Annotated in this window: 18 protein-coding genes; 4 read left to right on the top strand and 14 right to left on the bottom strand. The window is 33.7% G+C overall.

Annotation, left to right across the window (positions count from 1 at the left end):
- Positions 1-5 precede the first annotated feature (5 nt).
- From RB618_RS08520 to rsfS, 8 genes are all read right to left on the bottom strand, one after another.
- On the bottom strand, positions 6-1,064 hold the full coding sequence (locus RB618_RS08520) for a glycoside hydrolase family 130 protein (protein ID WP_308068365.1): 1,059 nt from the start codon (positions 1,062-1,064) through the stop codon (positions 6-8).
- Between the two features lie 65 nt (positions 1,065-1,129).
- A complete protein-coding gene (locus tag RB618_RS08515) occupies positions 1,130-1,909 on the bottom strand; it encodes a superoxide dismutase (RefSeq protein ID WP_308068364.1) in 780 nt (259 codons plus the stop codon).
- Positions 1,910-1,916: 7 nt separating this feature from the next.
- Positions 1,917-2,186, bottom strand: a complete 270-nt coding sequence (locus tag RB618_RS08510; RefSeq protein WP_177210095.1) for an acyl-CoA-binding protein — start codon at positions 2,184-2,186, stop codon at positions 1,917-1,919.
- Positions 2,187-2,840, bottom strand: coding sequence for a phosphatidylserine decarboxylase family protein (locus RB618_RS08505; RefSeq protein ID WP_308068363.1), 654 nt, complete (start codon positions 2,838-2,840; stop codon positions 2,187-2,189). It lies immediately after the preceding gene.
- Positions 2,830-3,720 (bottom strand): phosphatidate cytidylyltransferase, encoded by an 891-nt coding sequence (locus RB618_RS08500; RefSeq protein ID WP_308068362.1) that lies wholly within the window; start codon positions 3,718-3,720, stop codon positions 2,830-2,832. Before RB618_RS08500 ends, RB618_RS08505 begins: the two co-directional genes overlap by 11 nt.
- 1 nt (position 3,721) lies before the next feature.
- Positions 3,722-4,327: a lactate utilization protein B/C gene (locus RB618_RS08495; RefSeq protein WP_308068361.1), complete on the bottom strand. Its 606-nt coding sequence runs from the start codon at positions 4,325-4,327 to the stop codon at positions 3,722-3,724.
- Between the two features lie 116 nt (positions 4,328-4,443).
- A complete protein-coding gene (gene ftsH, locus RB618_RS08490) occupies positions 4,444-6,369 on the bottom strand; it encodes an ATP-dependent zinc metalloprotease FtsH (protein WP_308068360.1) in 1,926 nt (641 codons plus the stop codon).
- Positions 6,370-6,384: 15 nt separating this feature from the next.
- Positions 6,385-6,756, bottom strand: a complete 372-nt coding sequence (gene rsfS / locus RB618_RS08485; RefSeq protein ID WP_095930844.1) for a ribosome silencing factor — start codon at positions 6,754-6,756, stop codon at positions 6,385-6,387.
- 92 nt (positions 6,757-6,848) lie between these two features.
- Here rsfS and RB618_RS08480 point away from each other — a divergent pair, with 92 nt between their 5' ends.
- Positions 6,849-7,577: a biotin--[acetyl-CoA-carboxylase] ligase gene (locus RB618_RS08480; RefSeq protein WP_308068359.1), complete on the top strand. Its 729-nt coding sequence runs from the start codon at positions 6,849-6,851 to the stop codon at positions 7,575-7,577.
- Positions 7,578-7,818: 241 nt separating this feature from the next.
- Here the strand turns inward: RB618_RS08480 and RB618_RS08475 are convergent, their stop codons facing one another.
- Positions 7,819-8,211 carry an SRPBCC family protein gene (locus tag RB618_RS08475; protein WP_308068358.1) on the bottom strand — a complete coding sequence of 131 codons (393 nt, stop codon included), beginning with the start codon at positions 8,209-8,211 and terminating at the stop codon, positions 7,819-7,821.
- Between the two features lie 258 nt (positions 8,212-8,469).
- Complete coding sequence (pyrE, locus tag RB618_RS08470) at positions 8,470-9,114, bottom strand: orotate phosphoribosyltransferase (RefSeq protein WP_308068357.1); 645 nt, start codon at positions 9,112-9,114, stop codon at positions 8,470-8,472.
- 7 nt (positions 9,115-9,121) lie between these two features.
- Here pyrE and RB618_RS08465 point away from each other — a divergent pair, with 7 nt between their 5' ends.
- Entirely contained in the window at positions 9,122-9,784 is a 663-nt protein-coding gene (locus RB618_RS08465; RefSeq protein WP_308068356.1) for an NUDIX domain-containing protein, read from the top strand.
- A gap of 211 nt (positions 9,785-9,995) precedes the next feature.
- On the opposite strand, the gene RB618_RS08460 is transcribed toward RB618_RS08465, so the two are convergent.
- Entirely contained in the window at positions 9,996-10,226 is a 231-nt protein-coding gene (locus tag RB618_RS08460) for a DUF4287 domain-containing protein (RefSeq protein WP_308068355.1), read from the bottom strand.
- Positions 10,227-11,318: 1,092 nt separating this feature from the next.
- On the bottom strand, positions 11,319-13,046 hold the full coding sequence (locus RB618_RS08455) for a M14 family metallopeptidase (protein ID WP_308068354.1): 1,728 nt from the start codon (positions 13,044-13,046) through the stop codon (positions 11,319-11,321).
- Positions 13,047-13,303: 257 nt separating this feature from the next.
- On the opposite strand from RB618_RS08455, the gene RB618_RS08450 reads away from it, so the two are divergent.
- Together RB618_RS08450 and RB618_RS08445 are read left to right on the top strand one after the other, a co-directional pair.
- Entirely contained in the window at positions 13,304-14,665 is a 1,362-nt protein-coding gene (locus tag RB618_RS08450) for a DEAD/DEAH box helicase (RefSeq protein ID WP_308068353.1), read from the top strand.
- Positions 14,666-14,884: 219 nt separating this feature from the next.
- The gene (locus RB618_RS08445) at positions 14,885-15,328 is read left to right on the top strand and encodes a hypothetical protein (RefSeq protein ID WP_308068352.1); all 444 of its coding nucleotides are present in this window, start codon (positions 14,885-14,887) and stop codon (positions 15,326-15,328) included.
- A gap of 306 nt (positions 15,329-15,634) precedes the next feature.
- Here RB618_RS08445 and RB618_RS08440 read toward each other — a convergent pair whose 3' ends face one another.
- Both RB618_RS08440 and coaD read right to left on the bottom strand, forming a co-directional pair.
- A complete protein-coding gene (locus RB618_RS08440) occupies positions 15,635-16,213 on the bottom strand; it encodes an alkylphosphonate utilization protein (protein ID WP_111424247.1) in 579 nt (192 codons plus the stop codon).
- A 65-nt stretch (positions 16,214-16,278) separates the two neighbouring features.
- Positions 16,279-16,737 (bottom strand): pantetheine-phosphate adenylyltransferase, encoded by a 459-nt coding sequence (coaD, locus tag RB618_RS08435; protein ID WP_308068351.1) that lies wholly within the window; start codon positions 16,735-16,737, stop codon positions 16,279-16,281.
- Between the last annotated feature and the right edge of the window lie 148 nt (positions 16,738-16,885).

Raw genomic sequence — 16,885 nt, 5'->3', positions numbered from 1 at the left:
TTTTTTTAGAGCTTTTTCAGTAAAGAAAAAATTTCTTTTATAGAGAGTGTTGCTCCACAAACAAATTCGTCTGAAGCACCATAATATACGGTCAGTGTGTCGCCATCAGGATCAAGAATATGACCGTTTGTAAAAACGACATTTCCAAAGAAACCGCTTAACTCATAATTTGTTTTTGGGAACATAATTGGAGTTTCTGTTCTAGAAATCACTTTTGTGGGATCTTCTAAATCCATTAAAAAAGCACCTAGGCAATATTGGTGAAATTCATTGGCTCCGTGATAAATTTCAAGCCAGCCCAATTCTGTTTTTATAGGAGCAGCTCCAGCACCAACTCTTTTGCTGTCCCAGTTTTCTTTTCTGGTTTTGATAATACATTTATGATTTCCCCAATGTATGCCGTCTGGAGAGGAAGCAATCCAAATATAATTTCCACCAATGTCTACACTACTTGGGCGGTGTAAAGCATAAAATAAACCGTTTATTTTTTCTTCAAAAATTGCACAATCCTTATTGTGTGGCGGAAATATAATTCCGTGTTTTTGAAAGTTTTTCCAATCAGTAGTAGTTCGCAAGCCAACACCAACGCCATTGGGAGAAACAGAAGTAAAAGTGAGGTAATATTTTCCTTCAATGAGAGAAACACGACAATCTTCAATGCCGAAAGTTTCCAATATCCCTTCACCTACCAAATGTGGGTAATCTTCAGGTTCGTAAAACCGTTTTCCATCTTCACTACATAATAAACGAATGTGCGATAGCGTAGTCAAATAATCAATGCCTTGATAGTTAATTACTCGAGCATCTGTTGCAATAAGGTCAGGATGATCTTTTAAAATTTCGATAATTTGAATTGTTCCTGCTTCTGTTAAGATTGGAAACGAGATAATGTTTTCAACTTGTTTTGGTCTTTCTGCGACACGTACTGCCAGCCATGTTTTATTTTGAAACTGAAACACGCCTGGATTCAACAGACAGGTAATTTCTAAACCTTCTCTGCTGGGCGATATATCTGACGGCGACAATAAGGGATTTTCTGTAAAACGATTGGCAATATCTTTCATTATCTTCGTTTGAGTACTAAAAGGTATAAAAAAAAGCTGATACAAATTGTATCAGCTTTTTTGTTTTATACTTTTTTAACCTTTTTGAGTGCTTCAATGTAATATTCGTTTACTTTTTCCCAATTTATATGCTGGTAAAAAGCATCAATATAACTGCCTTTTCGGTTTTGGTAATCTAAATAATAGGCGTGTTCCCAAAGATCAATTCCCATAATTGGAGTTCCTGGAATCAAAGCATTTTTCATTAATGGATTATCCTGATTGTCTGTTGTAGTAATTTGTAATTTGCCATAACGGTCTACAACCAGCCAAACCCATCCAGAACCAAATTGCTTTTCTGACTGCGCTTTAAATTGATTCGTTAAATTATTAAAAGAACCAAATTCTTTATTAATAGAACCTGCAAGGGTATCTTTTGGAGTTTGTTCTTTTGGGGTTAGAATATTAAAATACAATGTATGATTGTAGTATCCACCTGCATTTTGACGAAGTTTTAAATTAGTAAGAGGCATTTTTTTTAAAATGTCTTCAATAGGCATATTTTCAAACTCAGTCGAAACAATTTCTTTATTAAAAGCATTTGTATATGATAGGTAGTGCTTAGAATAATGTGTTTCTAAGGTCAAGGTTCTAATGTCGGGAGCAAGGCCATCATAATTAAATGGCAGTTTAGTCATTTCAAAAGAACCGGGATCGGCTTTGACATCATTTGGCGAACCAATAGTTATTTTCTCTTCTTTTGTTGGAAGAGGAACTTCAACTACTTCAACCAGCTTGTCTTCTTTACAGGAAAATAATAGTAAAAATGAAGCTAAAGTGCTGAAAAGAACAACGTTTTTCTTCATAATGTTTTTATTTTGATGTTAATGAATTGATGATTTCGATATAATTTTCTTTGGCTTCGTCTACAGACATATGGCTTATTTGCATCCAGGCATTGGTTTTAAAGGCATTTCGTAAATCAAAATTCTCAGATTGATTGTAAACTGCTGTTCCAAAAGTCGCCTGTTTGTAAAAAGCATAAAGTCTTAACTGCACATCTTGCGGCAGTGAAGCCTGAGTCATTGTCATTGCTGCTTCTACGGCTTTAGCAAAGCGAATGTCTAAATCTTTATCGGCCATTTATGCTTTCGTAGCGATAATTGTTTTACCACCAATTGCTTTTTGATTCAACTCAACATTAATTGGTGTACCTAAAGGTAAAAATAAATCTACTCTTGAACCAAATTTAATGAAACCAGCATCAGTTCCTTGAACAACCTGCATTCCTTCTTTTGCATAGTTTACAATTCTACGAGCCAATGCACCAGCAATTTGTCTGTATAAAATAGCGCCAAAAGTTTCGTTTTCGATTACTATAGTAGTTCTTTCATTTTCTTCACTTGCTTTTGGGTGCCAAGCAACAAGAAATTTACCAGGGTGGTATTTACTAAATTTAATAATACCATCCATAGCATAACGCGTTACGTGTACATTGATTGGTGACATGAAAATAGAAACCTGTAAACGTTTATCTTTAAAATATTCTCCTTCATAAACTTCTTCGATAACCACCACTTTACCATCAACTGGAGCTAGGATATGATCGCTGTTTCTAATTGCAATTCTCTTCGGGTTTCTGAAGAATTGTAAAATAATAATTAAAATTACAAGCGCTGCAAATTGCACAAGCATTCTCAGCCAAGCAATATCAATGAATTTATCAGCAATTAAAAGTACAGCTACAGTAAAAACAGTACCTAATAAAATGGACGGGCCTCCCTCTTTATGAAACATAATATAAAATTTGATAAAATAAAAATATAATTGGTGCTACAAATATAACACTATCTAATCGATCTAGAATACCTCCATGACCAGGCATTATCGAACCGCTGTCTTTAATACCGGCAATTCGCTTAAATTTGGATTCTATTAAGTCTCCAATAGTTCCAAAAATGCTCACAATTAATGCGATAATGGTCCAGATTAAGATTGATGTGTTGCTGAATTCAGGTTTAGGCTGAATATAGAGTTTAGAAATCAAAAAGCCAGCAAAAGCTGCAAAAATAACACCGCCAAGAAAACCTTCAATTGTTTTTTTAGGAGAAACTCGTTCAAATAATTTGTGTTTTCCCATTGACTTTCCAACCAGATAAGCAAAAGTATCATTGGTCCAAATTAAAATAAATAATCCAAGAATGATTTTCGGATTGTAATCATTTGTTCCAAAAGAAATTTTTACAATAAAAATAAATGGAAGTGTAATATAGCCAAGAAGATATAAATACTTTGACGAAGTGCTTATTTTCTGGATAGAATCATAAAATAAGAATATGATGCATTTAATAGAAACAACTATAGTAACAGCAAGAAGAATTAAATCCAACTGTTTAATATTTACATCAAGGTTTATGTTGAAATTAAATGTATCGTTTAAGAACTGGCTTGTTTGTTTGTTGTAATGGCTTACCAGAATTGTAGAAGAGTATATTACGACTCCAAAAAATATAGAAAAGACTTTATTCAGGTTTACGATATTAGAAAATTCGTATATCGTAATAATCAGGAAAACGCCAAAAAGAGTAATGAAGCTTTCTGTAGAAAACAATATCGAAGTTAATAATAAAGCGATATAAACAGCACCAGAAATGGCCCTCTTCAGTGTTTCGTTCATCTTAAAGGTCTTCTAAAAGCAGTAAATAAAGGTTTTTTGCAACACTTCCGTATTGAGTAAAATCTTCGTCTTTCGCTTTTTCGAAATATTTTATTGTAGTGATATTAGTAGGTATGTCTCTTTCGTACTTACGTTTTATAGCGCTTAATCCATCGCTTTTCATTGGAAGAATTTGGCTTGTGGTTGCTATAATAACTATGTTAGCAGGTAATTCGTTTGGTTTATTTTGTCTAATTTGTTTTGATGAAAATAAAATAGAACCTTCATCGGCTATAAGGTTTTCACAGCTTGCCAATAAGAATCTAGGTTTGGTTGGTGCAATATAAAACAATTTGTTTTCTTCTAATAAACTAAAAAGAGCAGGTTCATAGCATAAAACTTCATTTTCAAACCAGTCGTTTTCTTCCAAAATGTTTTCAAATTGTTCGGCAACCTCTTCCATGTTTTCGCAGTACAAGAACTTACCTCCATTTTTTTTGAAGTTGAAAATAAATTGCTCATCTAAAGATAAATGACTGTTCTGCGCAGAAGTACCAGCATATTCGCTTTCATTCTCGTCGTCAGAAGCGGCTTCACTAGAGCCAAATATTTTTTTGAAAAAATTCATTTTTTATATGAAATGCTTTACATGTTAATTGAAAACGTTCAAAGATAAAAAAATCTTAATTCAAAAGGGACTTTTGAATTAAGATTTTAAAAATTTATTACGTTTTTCGTAATTATTTATGAAACTACTTCTTCTAAATTTTTGTCAAAAGTACGTTTTCCGAATATGTTTTCTAAATCATCTTTAAAGATTACTTCTTTTTCAATCAGAATATCAGCAAGTTGGTTTAACTTGTCTTTGTTTTCTTCTAAAATCTGAATTGCTCTCTGATATTGACCTTCGATTAAATCTGAAATTTCTTTATCAATGATTTTTGCAGTCTCATCAGAATATGGTTTAGAGAAATTGTATTCACTTTGTCCAGTTGAATCGTAGTAAGTAACATTCCCTATTTTGTCATTCAATCCATAAATAGTTACCATAGCACGAGCTTGACGAGTTACTTTTTCTAAATCACTTAAAGCTCCGGTTGAAATTCTGTCAAAAGTTACTTTTTCAGCAGCTCTACCACCCATAGTAGCACACATTTCGTCCAACATTTGATCTGTTCTTACGATTTGTCTTTCTTCTGGTAAGTACCAAGCAGCACCTAAACTTTGTCCACGAGGAACAATTGTAACTTTAATAAGAGGAGCAGCATGTTCTAACATCCAGCTTACAGTAGCGTGACCAGCTTCGTGAATAGCGATTGCTCTTTTTTCGTCTGGAGTAATGATTTTGTTTTTCTTTTCAAGACCGCCAATAATTCTATCAACAGCATCAAGGAAATCTTGTCTGTCAACAGCAGCTTTGTTATTTCTTGCTGCAATTAAGGCAGCTTCGTTACAAACATTAGCAATATCAGCACCAGAGAAACCTGGCGTTTGTTTTGCTAAGAAATCTAAATCAAGACCTTCTACTTTTTTGATAGGAGCTAAGTGTACTTTAAAGATTTCAGCTCTTTCGCGAATGTCTGGTAAGTCAACAAAGATTTGTCTGTCAAAACGTCCTGCACGCATTAAAGCTTTGTCTAGCACGTCAGCTCTGTTTGTTGCGGCTAAAACAATTACGTTAGAGTTTGTGCCAAAACCGTCCATTTCTGTTAGTAATTGGTTCAAAGTGTTTTCTCTCTCGTCGTTTCCGCCAGACATATTGCTTTTACCTCTTGCTCTACCAACAGCATCGATCTCGTCGATGAAGATAATAGCAGGAGATTTTTCTTTCGCTTGTTTAAATAAGTCTCGAACACGTGAAGCACCAACTCCAACGAACATCTCTACGAAATCTGAGCCAGATAAAGAGAAGAATGGTACTTGCGCTTCACCAGCAACAGCTTTTGCCAATAAAGTTTTACCAGTTCCCGGAGGCCCTACCAATAAAGCTCCTTTTGGAATTTTACCTCCAAGATTCGTATATTTTTCTGGGTTTTTAAGGAATTCAACGATTTCCTGAATTTCTTCTTTAGCGCCTTCTAAACCAGCAACATCTTTAAATGTTGTTTTAATGTCTGTTTTTTCATCAAACAATTTAGCTTTAGATTTTCCGATATTGAAAATCTGTCCGCCTCCGCCAGCGCCTCCGCCAGACATTTTACGCATAATGAAAATCCATACACCAACAATAATGATGATAGGAAGTAAGCTGATTAAAATATCGCTCCAGTTATTTTTTTGTAGAAAGTTGAAATCTTTTAGTTTTCCTTCGCTAACTGCTTTTTCCAGTTTAGTCTGAAAGATTTGATCGTTACCAATTTCCAAAGTATAGTGTGGGCCTTTGTTTGGCTGTTTGAAAATATCTTCAGCTACTTTTTTATTTGCTGGGTCTTTAAGAGCCGCAGCATTTAAATATACCTCAGCTTCTGCTTTGTTAAAAACAATTACTTTATCTATTTGGCCTTTTTCTAATAAGGTGTTGAATTTAGAAGAAGTTAATTGAGCAGGTTCGCTTAAGCTTGATCCTCCTGTGGCAAAACTTATGAATAAAAAAACTAAAAGTATTGCGGTGTATATTAACCAAGGACTTATTTTAAATTTATTCGGATTTGGATTATTATCTTTAGCCATTTAATGAAAGTTTCTTTAGTATTTGTTCTCGATTGAAGTTATTTTGGCATCGCCCCAAAGGCTTTCGATGTTATAATATTCGCGAATATGTTTCTGGAAAACGTGTACTACAATGTGTACATAGTCCATTAAAACCCATTCAGCGTTATCGGTTCCTTCTACGTGCCAAGGTTTATCTTTTAAGTCTTTTGATACAATTTTTTGAATTGAGTTTACGATGGCGTTAACTTGGGTGTTTGAGCTACCGTTGCAAATAACAAAATAGTCGCATACAGCAGTATCTATTTCTCTTAAGTCAAGAATATCGATATCATTTCCTTTTACTTCCTCAATCCCTTTGATTATGTTCGCCAGTAGAACATCATTATTAATAGTCTTTTTCGCCATGAATTATTTTATATGAATTTGTAAAGTTACCAAATTTTGTGATTATTTTTGAACCTTAACAAAATATTAAATTAAGATATTTAAATTATTTAATGAAACTAATCAAACTCGATGCCATAGATTCTACAAATGACTTCTTAAAAGCTTTGTCAAGTCAAGATGAACTGGAGAATTTTACAACGGTAACAGCTGAAAATCAGACAAAAGGAAAGGGACAGGTAGGTGGGATATGGAAGACTCAGGCTGGTAAGAACTTAACAATGAGTGTTTTGGTTAAAGATTTTCTCTTTAGCAATGAAGAAGTTTTCAATTTGAGTGTCTTAGTTTCTCTATCGGTTGCAGAGGTTTTAAAAACATTAAATATTCCTAATATCTGTATTAAATGGCCAAACGACATTCTGTCATACAATAAGAAATTAGTTGGCATATTAATCGAAAACACCTTAAAAAGTGATGGCAGGATCGTGTCAGTTGTCGGAATTGGAATTAATGTCAATCAAACCGATTTTGACGAATTGCCAAATGCTTCTTCATTGGCAGTAATTGCTGGAAAATCTTTTGAGAAAGAAGAAATCGCGATCTTAATTGTCGAAAAACTAAAAGAGAAAATTCAATCTTGGAATACCTCAGCGGAGATTTTTTGGAATGATTATTTTGATTCCTTATTTAAGAAAGGGGTTCCAACAGCATTTAGAGACAATAGCAACCAGGATTTCATGGGAATCATTCAAGGTGTTTCTCCAATAGGAAAATTGCAAGTTTTATTAGAAGATGATTCTGTTGCAGAATTTGAGATTAAAGAAGTGAAAATGCTTTATTGAGAGTTGCAAAGGTACAGAGGTTTAGAGTGACAAAGGTTTTCTGTAGAGGCGTACTGCAGCGTCTAACTAAGGTTCTGAGATGCTAAGATTCTAAGGTTTTTATTTTGATCTCGCAAAGTCGCTAAGGCGCTAAGTTATTAATGTTTTATCTTAAAAAAAAAACTTTGCGAGAGCACAAAAAAAATGCCCGACAATAATCGGGCATTTTAATTTATAATTCACAATTAATAATTTACCATTATTAAAGTTTGTGCATATTGTTTGCTAAAGTTTCGATAAACTTACCAATTGGGCCTTTAACCATCATTGCCATCATAGGGTTGAATTCGCCTTCAAAGAACAATTGAACAGCACTTTCCGAATCAGAAACAGTGTCAATGTTTGAAGTTAGTGTAAACGGAAGTTTATCACTTGCAGCACCCAAAACAATTTTGTTTGGAGCTACTTTGTCTTTCATTTTTAATTTGATTTCCGGCATCCCTTTCAATCCAAAAATAAAAGCGTCTTCGCCAGTCACTTCAAATTTAGCGATATTGTCTGGCATTAATTTTTCGAAATTCTTTACATCAGTCAGTTGATCAAATAAATCTTGTGCTGATTTCTGAACTGTAACTTTTGGACTTTCTAAGTTCATATTGTTTTTTTTGTTTTTGTTTTTTACTGCAAATGTTTTTTTACCGCAAAGGACGCAAGGTTTTTTTATATACTTTGACTTTATTTAAGTTCGCAAAGCTGAAACTTTAAATAAAATTCCAATTTTTTAAATCCCAAATTCCAAAGGAGCAAAGCGACTTTAAAATCTAAAATCTAAAATCTAAAATCTAAAATCTAAAATCTAAAATCTAAAATCTAAAATCTAAAATCTAAAATCTAAAATCTAAAATCTAAAATCTTACTCTTGTCCCCAAGTCGATGGGCTTACGCTCCATTCTTGAAGAGTAGATTGCTGATCTTCTGTGATGTATTGTTTTTGAACTGCTAAATCTAATAGATTTTCGTAGTTGCTTAAGGTAAACAAATCAACATTGGCTTCTTTGAAGTTTTCTTCGGCAACGCCAAAACCGTAAGTAAACACGGCTGCCATACCTTTAACATTAGCACCTTCGTTTCTTAAAGCTTCAACAGCCAATAAGCTGCTTTTTCCTGTACTGATTAAATCTTCTACAACCACAACATTTTGTCCTCTTTGTAAAAAACCTTCCACTTGGTTTTGTCTTCCGTGTTTTTTAGGTTCTGGACGCACATACACGAACGGAAGTCCTAAACTTTCGGCAACCAAAATTCCAACTCCAATGGCTCCAGTAGCAACACCAGCAATCACATCAGGTTTTCCAAATTGTTTTTCAATGTTTTTGGCAAATTCATCACGAACATAGTTTCTAATGCTCGGAAATGAAAGAATTAACCTATTATCACAGTAAATAGGAGATTTCCAACCAGAAGCCCATGTAAAAGGATTTTCGGGATTCAATTTAATTGCATTTATTTGCAAAAGCAATTCGGCTGTTTTTTCGGCAGTATCTTTATTAAAAATCATAATACAAATGTATAAAGTTTTTGTAAACGACAAACCACTTTTTTTGACAAATGAAATCTCGAAAGAAACAGATTTCCAATTGTTCTTGTTGGAGAGTATTGATATCGAACAGCTTATTATAAAAATTTTTCAAAATAAAATTCAAAAAGCGATTCTATATCATCCCGACGAAAGTGAGATGATGAAAACCCTAAAAGCCAAGATTCCCGTGAATAAAGCGGGCGGAGGCTTTGTCTACAATAAAAAAGGCGAAGTCTTGTTTATCTTTAGAAACGGAAAATGGGATCTGCCAAAAGGCGGAATCGAGAAAGGGGAAGACATTGAAGCGACGGCTATGCGTGAGGTAGAGGAGGAGACAGGAGTAAACCAGCTTCGTATTACGAATAAACTTCAAAAAACCTATCACATCTTTAAACGTAACGGAAAATACAAACTTAAAATCACGCATTGGTTCGAAATGTTTTCCGATTTTGAAGGAACACCACACGGACAAGTCGAAGAAGGAATCGAAAAAGTAGCGTGGTTAAACCCAGAACAAATCAAAGAAGCACTTAAAAACTCTTACGAAAACATTAAATTGTTATTTGAAGAAGAAAAGAAACCAATAGAAAAAATGGCAGCTCCAATTGCTTATCGCTCGGGTCCAGATTCCAAAATAAAAGATATTTAAAGTTTTTAAATTGGAATTTGGAATTAAAAAATTAAAGATTAACAATTCATTTGGACGTGCCACCAATAAAAGAAAAGACCCAATCAACTTTGCGTTCATTGGGTCTTTTTTTTATTGCTGTCGGGCTATCCGCGCTACTTTGGTAGCTTGCTTCTATCCCTCACGCGGGCACTCGTCTTTAAAAGTTCATTTTGTTTTAGTGAGAACTTTTTTATTCGCTGTCCTCATTTTTAATGCCTTTAAGCAAAGCATAAATTGCCATTGCATGACCTTGCCCTAAGCTAAAATCATTTTTGAGCCAGTTTACAATATCTCCAGCTTTTACTTCTGGTTTTAATTCTCCGCTTGCAGTGAATCCTTTTTGTTCAGCTAAAGTTCTAAACTCAGCTGGACCATTTCCTGTTTTTTCTTTGATTGTTTTTAAGTATCCTTGAAATGACATAAAATATAAGTTAGAAGTTAAGTAAAACGAAAATACGAATTAAAAGTAGGATTAGTATTAAAAATATTTCTTATCCGTGAAGATTTACGGTTTTTACAAGTTAATTCAGTGAATCAGTATAACGATAGCGTGGATTTGCAATCCGTGCCCGCACAGAGAAGAAATATCAAAATACAAAATTGGATATACTTTGCGGGCACGGATTGCAAATCCGCGCTATCGGGTTTACGGTTCAAAAAAATAATTATAAAGTAAATGCGAAAATTTTAAATTTCACTACGGAATCCCGTAATTTTTATGTTTATAAGTTTTTTCTTTACTTTTTGATTTATTAGTGTATTTTGCCACGGAAAAATAAACTAAACATGTCAATAAATTTAAAAGTTGCAAGATTCATCGCAATGTTTTCTTTTCTATTAATCTTCGGGCTTCAAGAAAATGGGGTTCCAACCATTGCTCTACTACTGATTTATTTCTACCAATTTTTGAACGACCTTTTCAGTAGCATGGCATTTGGAATATTTTGGGAAGGGTTATCAATTATTCCTGTATTTTTTCTGCTTATTTTGTTTTTAGTAAGTAGGAATTATAAAGTTCTCTTAGGTTGTTTTGTAGTGTTATTGGTTTATCAGGTTTACGTTACAGGACTTGTGAATAATTACCAGAACATACACAATGCTTTTTTACTCCCTTTAACCGTGTTTGTAATATCATCAATTTACGTCATAGCAATAGTGAAAAAACAAAACCCGGATATCAAAGTTTAGCTTTTTAAGATAAAGAATTTGATTGTTTTATAATGTTTAATGCTTTTTTTTTAAATCAAGACATATGAAAATGTTTACTAGAAATTATCTTATTTTTTTAGCAATCTCTACTTTATTGCTCGTTTATTTTTACTTTGTTAAATATTTTTTTACTATTAATATTTACGATACTTATTACATGGTGAGTTATTTTTTTCCTGTTTTGCTAGTTTTAATAATTGGAACTATAATCTATATTTTTAAACTTCGAAAACAAAAACAGAACAATTAATAACTTGAAGAATAGAGCCTCAATTTTTTTTTTGAGGCTCTTTTAATAAAAAAGCTAAAGCACCCGATAAACAGGATACTGCATATGTGCCTTTTCATAATAAACAGAATGCTTATAAATCCAATCTAATTGCGCTTGGGTGTTTTTAGCAAATTCGCGGTCGTTTTGTTTTTTAGCTTCTAATTCAGCTTTTAAAGACGGGTTTTCTTTTAAAAGTTTTCCAGCAGTATCTTCAAAAATATATTCAGAATAATGTTCTTTTTGCTGTAGAATTGGATCGAAGAAATTCCAGTTAAAGAACGAATCAACGCCTTCTGGTTCAAAAGCTTCTAGAAGATATTTTACGCCTTTTTGGTTGGTTGACACGATGTAATCTCCTTTGGCGAAAGCCATTTTAACCATTTTAGAAGTTACTGATGTATTTCTATGTAAATAATGTCCTTCGTAAGCAGACGGAACAGTTTTAAAATCGGCAATTCTATAACTTTCTACTTCTATAATCGTATCGTTTTTAATTGGTTTAAACGAGATATTATTGTTTTTCAAAAGATCAATAATATTCCAATAGCCTCTAGGAATAATATAAGCTGTCGGAATCACAACTTCTTTAACCGATTTAAATTCTTTGATGTACGGAACGTCTTTTTTATAAGGTTTTGTTCGGTCGTAATACAAACGATTTCCTGTTGTAGCATCGCTTTTTTTGTAGCCTGCTTCATATCCTAAAAACGAAAAAGTTGTTGCTTTTGTGCTGTCCAATTCCCATTTTAAAGTATAAGATTTTTTAGGCTGATATTGCTCTAAGTTTTTTACTCTTAAATCTTTTATTTTTTGATAATTCGCATCTGTAAAATCCATAGTCGATTTCATGTATTCGTAAGTCATTTTTACACGTTCTGCATATTTTTTTAGCATGTGCGTTTCGACCACAAAACCAATTGTATTAAAAAGCGAAGTATAACCCGTTGTATATCGCGGACTATCAACAAACTGCCCAAAGCCTTTGTCTGGCGTATCTTTAAACGAATCAACATACGGCGTGGTTTCGATTTTCTTTTTCTGAAGATCTTTGACCAAAGCTGGCATCATTTCATTATTCATAAAATCGCCCAAAACTGTTCCTAGTTTGTTGTGTTGCGTCATAATGTACGTCAGCTTGTATTGATAATCGGAACCGTTACTTACATGATTATCAATGAAAACATCAGCGTTTATTTTCTGGAAAATCTCTACAAAACTCTTCGTATTTCGAGTATCCGATTTCATTAAATCGCGATTCAAATCGTAGTTTCTGGCATTTCCTCTAAAACCATAAATTTCTGGTCCGTCTTGGTTGGCGCGCGTTGTCGAATTTCGGTTTAAAGCTCCGCCAATATTATAAACAGGAATCGTTACCAAAACAGTATTTTTTGGCGCTTTCATTTTTCCTGTTGCCAAATCTCTGTAAAACTGCATTGTAGCGTCGATTCCGTCCGGTTCTCCCGCATGGATTCCGTTATTTACAAACAAAACCGCTTTTGTTTTCTGGATTTTATCAAAATCGAATTCCTTATCAGGATTGAAGGTTATCATATGCAAAGGTTCGCCAGAATCTGTAAGTCCCATTTCTTTCATTTGGATTGTTGGAAAATCAGCGGCAAGCATCTTCCAATAAGCTATAGTTTCCTGATAAGAAGCCGATTGGTTTCCGTTTCCTTTTTCAAAAAAGGTATCGTATTTTTTATTGTTTTGTGCAGAAAGGGTTATGGTGAGAAGTGAAAAGAGAATTGTAAAAAGTTTCATGGTTTTGGTTTTTTGATGGTCAAATATAATAGTTTTATTTGTTTCAAGTTTCAAGTTGATATGCTTTGTGGTTAATGGTTTCACGCAGATTTTGCAGATTTAAGCAGATTCTACTTTTAATTATAAAAATCCTTTTTGATCTGCCTAAATCTGCAAAATCTGCGTGAAACAAAATTTTTGCACTTGAATGCGGTTAAATAGACTTGAAACCTGAAACAAGAAAAACTTGAAACAACTTTTTTAACTACTTTTGCAGCATGAAAAAACACCATTCCAACGATATACTTTCGAATTTAGGGATTCAGAACCTCAACGAAATGCAGGAAATGGCACACGATGCTATTTTAAACGAAAACAATACTTTGTTACTTTCTCCAACAGGATCTGGAAAAACATTGGCTTTCTTACTTCCAATTTTAGAATTGTTACAGCCAGAAGTATTGTCTGTTCAATGTTTGATTTTGGTTCCATCACGCGAACTTGGGCTTCAAATTGAACAGGTTTGGAAGAAAATGGGAACGCAATACAAAGTTAATATTTGTTACGGAGGACACTCGATAGAAACTGAAATCAAAAACTTAAGCAATCCGCCAGCGGTTTTAATTGGAACGCCTGGAAGAATTGCGGATCATATCGAGAGAGAAACTTTTAGAACTGATAAAATTCAGACATTAATTTTAGATGAGTTTGATAAATCGCTTCAATTAGGATTTCATGAACAAATGTCTTTTATCATTGGAAGATTATCCAGAGTTAATAAACGCGTTTTGGTTTCGGCTACTTCAGATATCGAAATTCCAAAATATACACGAGTTGTAAATCCGGTTGTTTTGGATTTTATTCCGGAGGAAGAAGAGAAGGCGAATCTTTCTATGAAAATGGTGATTTCGCCAGCCAAAGATAAATTGCAGAGTTTATTCAATTTGATTTGTTCTTTAAAGTCAGAATCGGCAATTATTTTCTGTAATCATCGTGATGCGGCAGAACGTATTAGCGATACATTAAACGAAAAAGGAATCTATTCGGTGTATTATCATGGCGGAATGGATCAAGAAGAACGTGAACGTGCTTTGATTCAGTTTAGAAACGGAAGCGTTACCTATTTGGTTACAACCGATTTGGCCGCTAGAGGGTTGGATATTCCAGAAATGAAACACGTTATTCATTATCACCTTCCATTAAAAGAAGACGAATTTACACACCGCAATGGCCGTACAGCGCGTATGCAAGCAACTGGAACGGCGTATATTATCATTCACGAAAGTGAAAAGGAATTAGACTACATTGATTATGAAATGGATGTTTTGAATGTTGAAGGAAATGTTTCATTGCCAAAACCTCCACAATTTCAAACTATTTACATTAGCGGAGGAAAGAAAACCAAACTGAATAAATTTGATATTGTTGGATTCTTTTCGCAAAAAGGAAAACTGGAAAAAGACGATTTAGGATTAATTGAAGTGAAAGATTTTGTTTCGTTTGCAGCAGTAAAATACAATAAAGTAAAAGATCTTCTGAAAAACATTAAAGACGAAAAAATGAAAGGAAAGAAGTTTAAAATCGAAGTTGCCCGTAATGTTATTAAGAAAGAAGAAGACGAGAAGAGGGGGAAATATTGATTTTAGATAATTAGAGGGAAGATGCAAGAAGCAAAAGGTTGATATAAAGATTGGAATTTGGAATTTTAATTTTTGATATTTATTTTATTGTATCTCAATAGTTTAGGATTGCGTGGCTAAGTTTTACAATTTTATGTTAAAAAAATAACGAATTGATAGGTGTTTTTTCAATATTTCTATGTTTTTTTGTGTTCGTAAAATTGTAACCCCAAATACTATATGAAAAAGATTATTACTCTTGCCGCATTGTTTTTTACTTTTGTTTCGTTTGCACAGGTTAAGGTTCTAGAAACGGTTCCTGTAGAAAAATTAGGAAAAGTAAATAACAACTACATTCAGAAAATTGGTGACGAATACACTGTGTATTACACTATCGTTCAAAGTGATGACGATTCGACTTTGAGAAAATTTTCATTCAAAAACATTGATAATGCTTATAACGCTTTATACAACATTATCATGGGAGGATTTACAGCTTCTCCGTTGTACGATATCAAATTAGAGTTACCTAACAACTACATTTGGTTGCACTACACAGGAAATGTGGTTCCAGACAAAGCTACAGTTCAATTTATGGTTTCTGGAAAAGAAAGAGACGCAGCAACAAACAACGTTTCTGAGCCATTCGTAAAAGATCAAATCAATAAATTATTCCAGAAATAATTTCTAGTTAGAAACAATATATTCAAAAGCCCGTTCAGTTTTATGAGCGGGCTTTTTTTAGTTTTTTAGTTTCAAGTTTCAGGTTTCAAGTTTGTTTTACTTTGTCTTTAATTTTACTGTAATCCCGATGGTTATCGGAAGCTAATTTTCTTTACTTAAAGGTTTTTAAAAGCGCAAAGTTCGCAAAGCTTTGTGAATAAAACTTTGCGAACTTTGCGTAAATCATTGTGTGCTTTGCGGTTAAATTGTTGGTATTCTAAAAAAACTTAGAATCTTAGCGTCTCAGAATCTTAGCAACTTAAAAAATTAAATTTTCTTCACATATTGCGTAATAATCACAATCTGCTGGCCGTCTACTTTTCCTTCAATGTATTCAGCGTTTTCATGGTCTAAACGAATGTTTCTCACAGCAGTTCCTTGTTTGGCAACCATGCTAGAACCTTTTACTTTAAGATCTTTGATTAAAACTACAGAATCTCCGTGTTGTAGTACTACGCCGTTACTGTCGCGGTGAACTAATTTATTTTCATCATCTTCGCCTTCTCCTGTTGCTTTTGCCCATTCAAGAGTTTCGTCATCTAGATACATCATATCAAGCAATTCTTGTGGCCATCCTGCAGCGCGCATACGGCTTAACATTCTCCAAGCCACTACTTGTACAGGGATATTTTCGTTCCACATACTGTCATTAAGACATCTCCAGTGATTTAAATCTACATTATCTGGATTTTCAATTTGGTCAATACAAGTGTTACAGGCCAATACAGCTTCGTCAATTCCGCCTTTTCTAGTTGGAAGAACCTGATAAACTTTTAAATTCTCTTCATTACCGCAAAGTTCACATTTTGACCCGCTTCGTTTGCTTAATTCTCTCTCGATACTCATTGTTTGGTGTTTATTTTAAAAATGCGAAATTACTTATAATTTGCTTCGCTGGCAAGTTTGTTATTTTATTTCTTAACCCTAACAGCATCTGGAACCAGCATTTCATATTCACCGCCATGACGCAATACATCGCGCACAATGCTCGAACTGATAAATGAGGTGCTTGCGGCCGTCAGCAAGAAAACGGTTTCTATTTTCGAAAGTTTTCTGTTGGTATGCGCGATAGCTTTTTCGAATTCGAAATCGGCTGGGTTTCTTAGACCTCTTAGAATGAAATTGGCTTTTAGTTTCTTAGCCAAATCAATTGTTAATCCTTCATAGGTAATAACCGTAACTTTTGGTTCCTCTTTGAAAGTTTCTTCTATAAAACGTTTTCTTTCTTCTAATGAAAACATGTATTTTTTTTCGGCATTGACACCAATGGCAATTACAATTTCATCAAATAAAGGAATGGCTCTTTTAATGATGTCTTCGTGTCCTAATGTAATAGGGTCAAACGATCCTGGGAATATGGCTTTTCGCATTTTTTAAGGTTCTAAGGTTCTGAGATTCTAAGGGACTAAGTTTTTTAGGTTTGAAGTGACAAAGGTTCAAGGGTTTTGACTTCGACTTCGCTCAGTCTGACATTTGTGTTAAGCTAAAAAATAAAGGTGCTAAAACTTAGAATCTTAG

Origin of the sequence: Flavobacterium sp. LHD-85 (assembly GCF_030929595.1) — a bacterium.
Classification (GTDB): Bacteria; Bacteroidota; Bacteroidia; order Flavobacteriales; family Flavobacteriaceae; genus Flavobacterium.
The sequence above is the reverse complement of the archived record's forward strand: the minus strand, read 5'-3'. Positions and strand labels throughout refer to the sequence as shown.

What these genes read in the sequence shown, in the direction of transcription:
- RB618_RS08520 (WP_308068365.1), bottom strand. Translation starts at nt 1,064, where the DNA reads ATGAAAGATATTGCCAATCGTTTTACAGAAAATCCCTTATTGTCGCCG.
- ftsH (WP_308068360.1), bottom strand. Translation starts at nt 6,369, where the DNA reads ATGGCTAAAGATAATAATCCAAATCCGAATAAATTTAAAATAAGTCCT.
- RB618_RS08515 (WP_308068364.1), bottom strand. Translation starts at nt 1,909, where the DNA reads ATGAAGAAAAACGTTGTTCTTTTCAGCACTTTAGCTTCATTTTTACTA.
- RB618_RS08505 (WP_308068363.1), bottom strand. Translation starts at nt 2,840, where the DNA reads ATGTTTCATAAAGAGGGAGGCCCGTCCATTTTATTAGGTACTGTTTTT.
- RB618_RS08440 (WP_111424247.1), bottom strand. Translation starts at nt 16,213, where the DNA reads ATGAGTATCGAGAGAGAATTAAGCAAACGAAGCGGGTCAAAATGTGAA.
- pyrE (WP_308068357.1), bottom strand. Translation starts at nt 9,114, where the DNA reads ATGATTTTTAATAAAGATACTGCCGAAAAAACAGCCGAATTGCTTTTG.
- RB618_RS08500 (WP_308068362.1), bottom strand. Translation starts at nt 3,720, where the DNA reads ATGAACGAAACACTGAAGAGGGCCATTTCTGGTGCTGTTTATATCGCT.
- RB618_RS08460 (WP_308068355.1), bottom strand. Translation starts at nt 10,226, where the DNA reads ATGTCATTTCAAGGATACTTAAAAACAATCAAAGAAAAAACAGGAAAT.
- coaD (WP_308068351.1), bottom strand. Translation starts at nt 16,737, where the DNA reads ATGCGAAAAGCCATATTCCCAGGATCGTTTGACCCTATTACATTAGGA.
- RB618_RS08510 (WP_177210095.1), bottom strand. Translation starts at nt 2,186, where the DNA reads ATGGCCGATAAAGATTTAGACATTCGCTTTGCTAAAGCCGTAGAAGCA.
- RB618_RS08445 (WP_308068352.1), top strand. Translation starts at nt 14,885, where the DNA reads ATGAAAAAGATTATTACTCTTGCCGCATTGTTTTTTACTTTTGTTTCG.
- rsfS (WP_095930844.1), bottom strand. Translation starts at nt 6,756, where the DNA reads ATGGCGAAAAAGACTATTAATAATGATGTTCTACTGGCGAACATAATC.
- RB618_RS08465 (WP_308068356.1), top strand. Translation starts at nt 9,122, where the DNA reads ATGTATAAAGTTTTTGTAAACGACAAACCACTTTTTTTGACAAATGAA.
- RB618_RS08475 (WP_308068358.1), bottom strand. Translation starts at nt 8,211, where the DNA reads ATGAACTTAGAAAGTCCAAAAGTTACAGTTCAGAAATCAGCACAAGAT.
- RB618_RS08480 (WP_308068359.1), top strand. Translation starts at nt 6,849, where the DNA reads ATGAAACTAATCAAACTCGATGCCATAGATTCTACAAATGACTTCTTA.
- RB618_RS08455 (WP_308068354.1), bottom strand. Translation starts at nt 13,046, where the DNA reads ATGAAACTTTTTACAATTCTCTTTTCACTTCTCACCATAACCCTTTCT.
- RB618_RS08495 (WP_308068361.1), bottom strand. Translation starts at nt 4,327, where the DNA reads ATGAATTTTTTCAAAAAAATATTTGGCTCTAGTGAAGCCGCTTCTGAC.
- RB618_RS08450 (WP_308068353.1), top strand. Translation starts at nt 13,304, where the DNA reads ATGAAAAAACACCATTCCAACGATATACTTTCGAATTTAGGGATTCAG.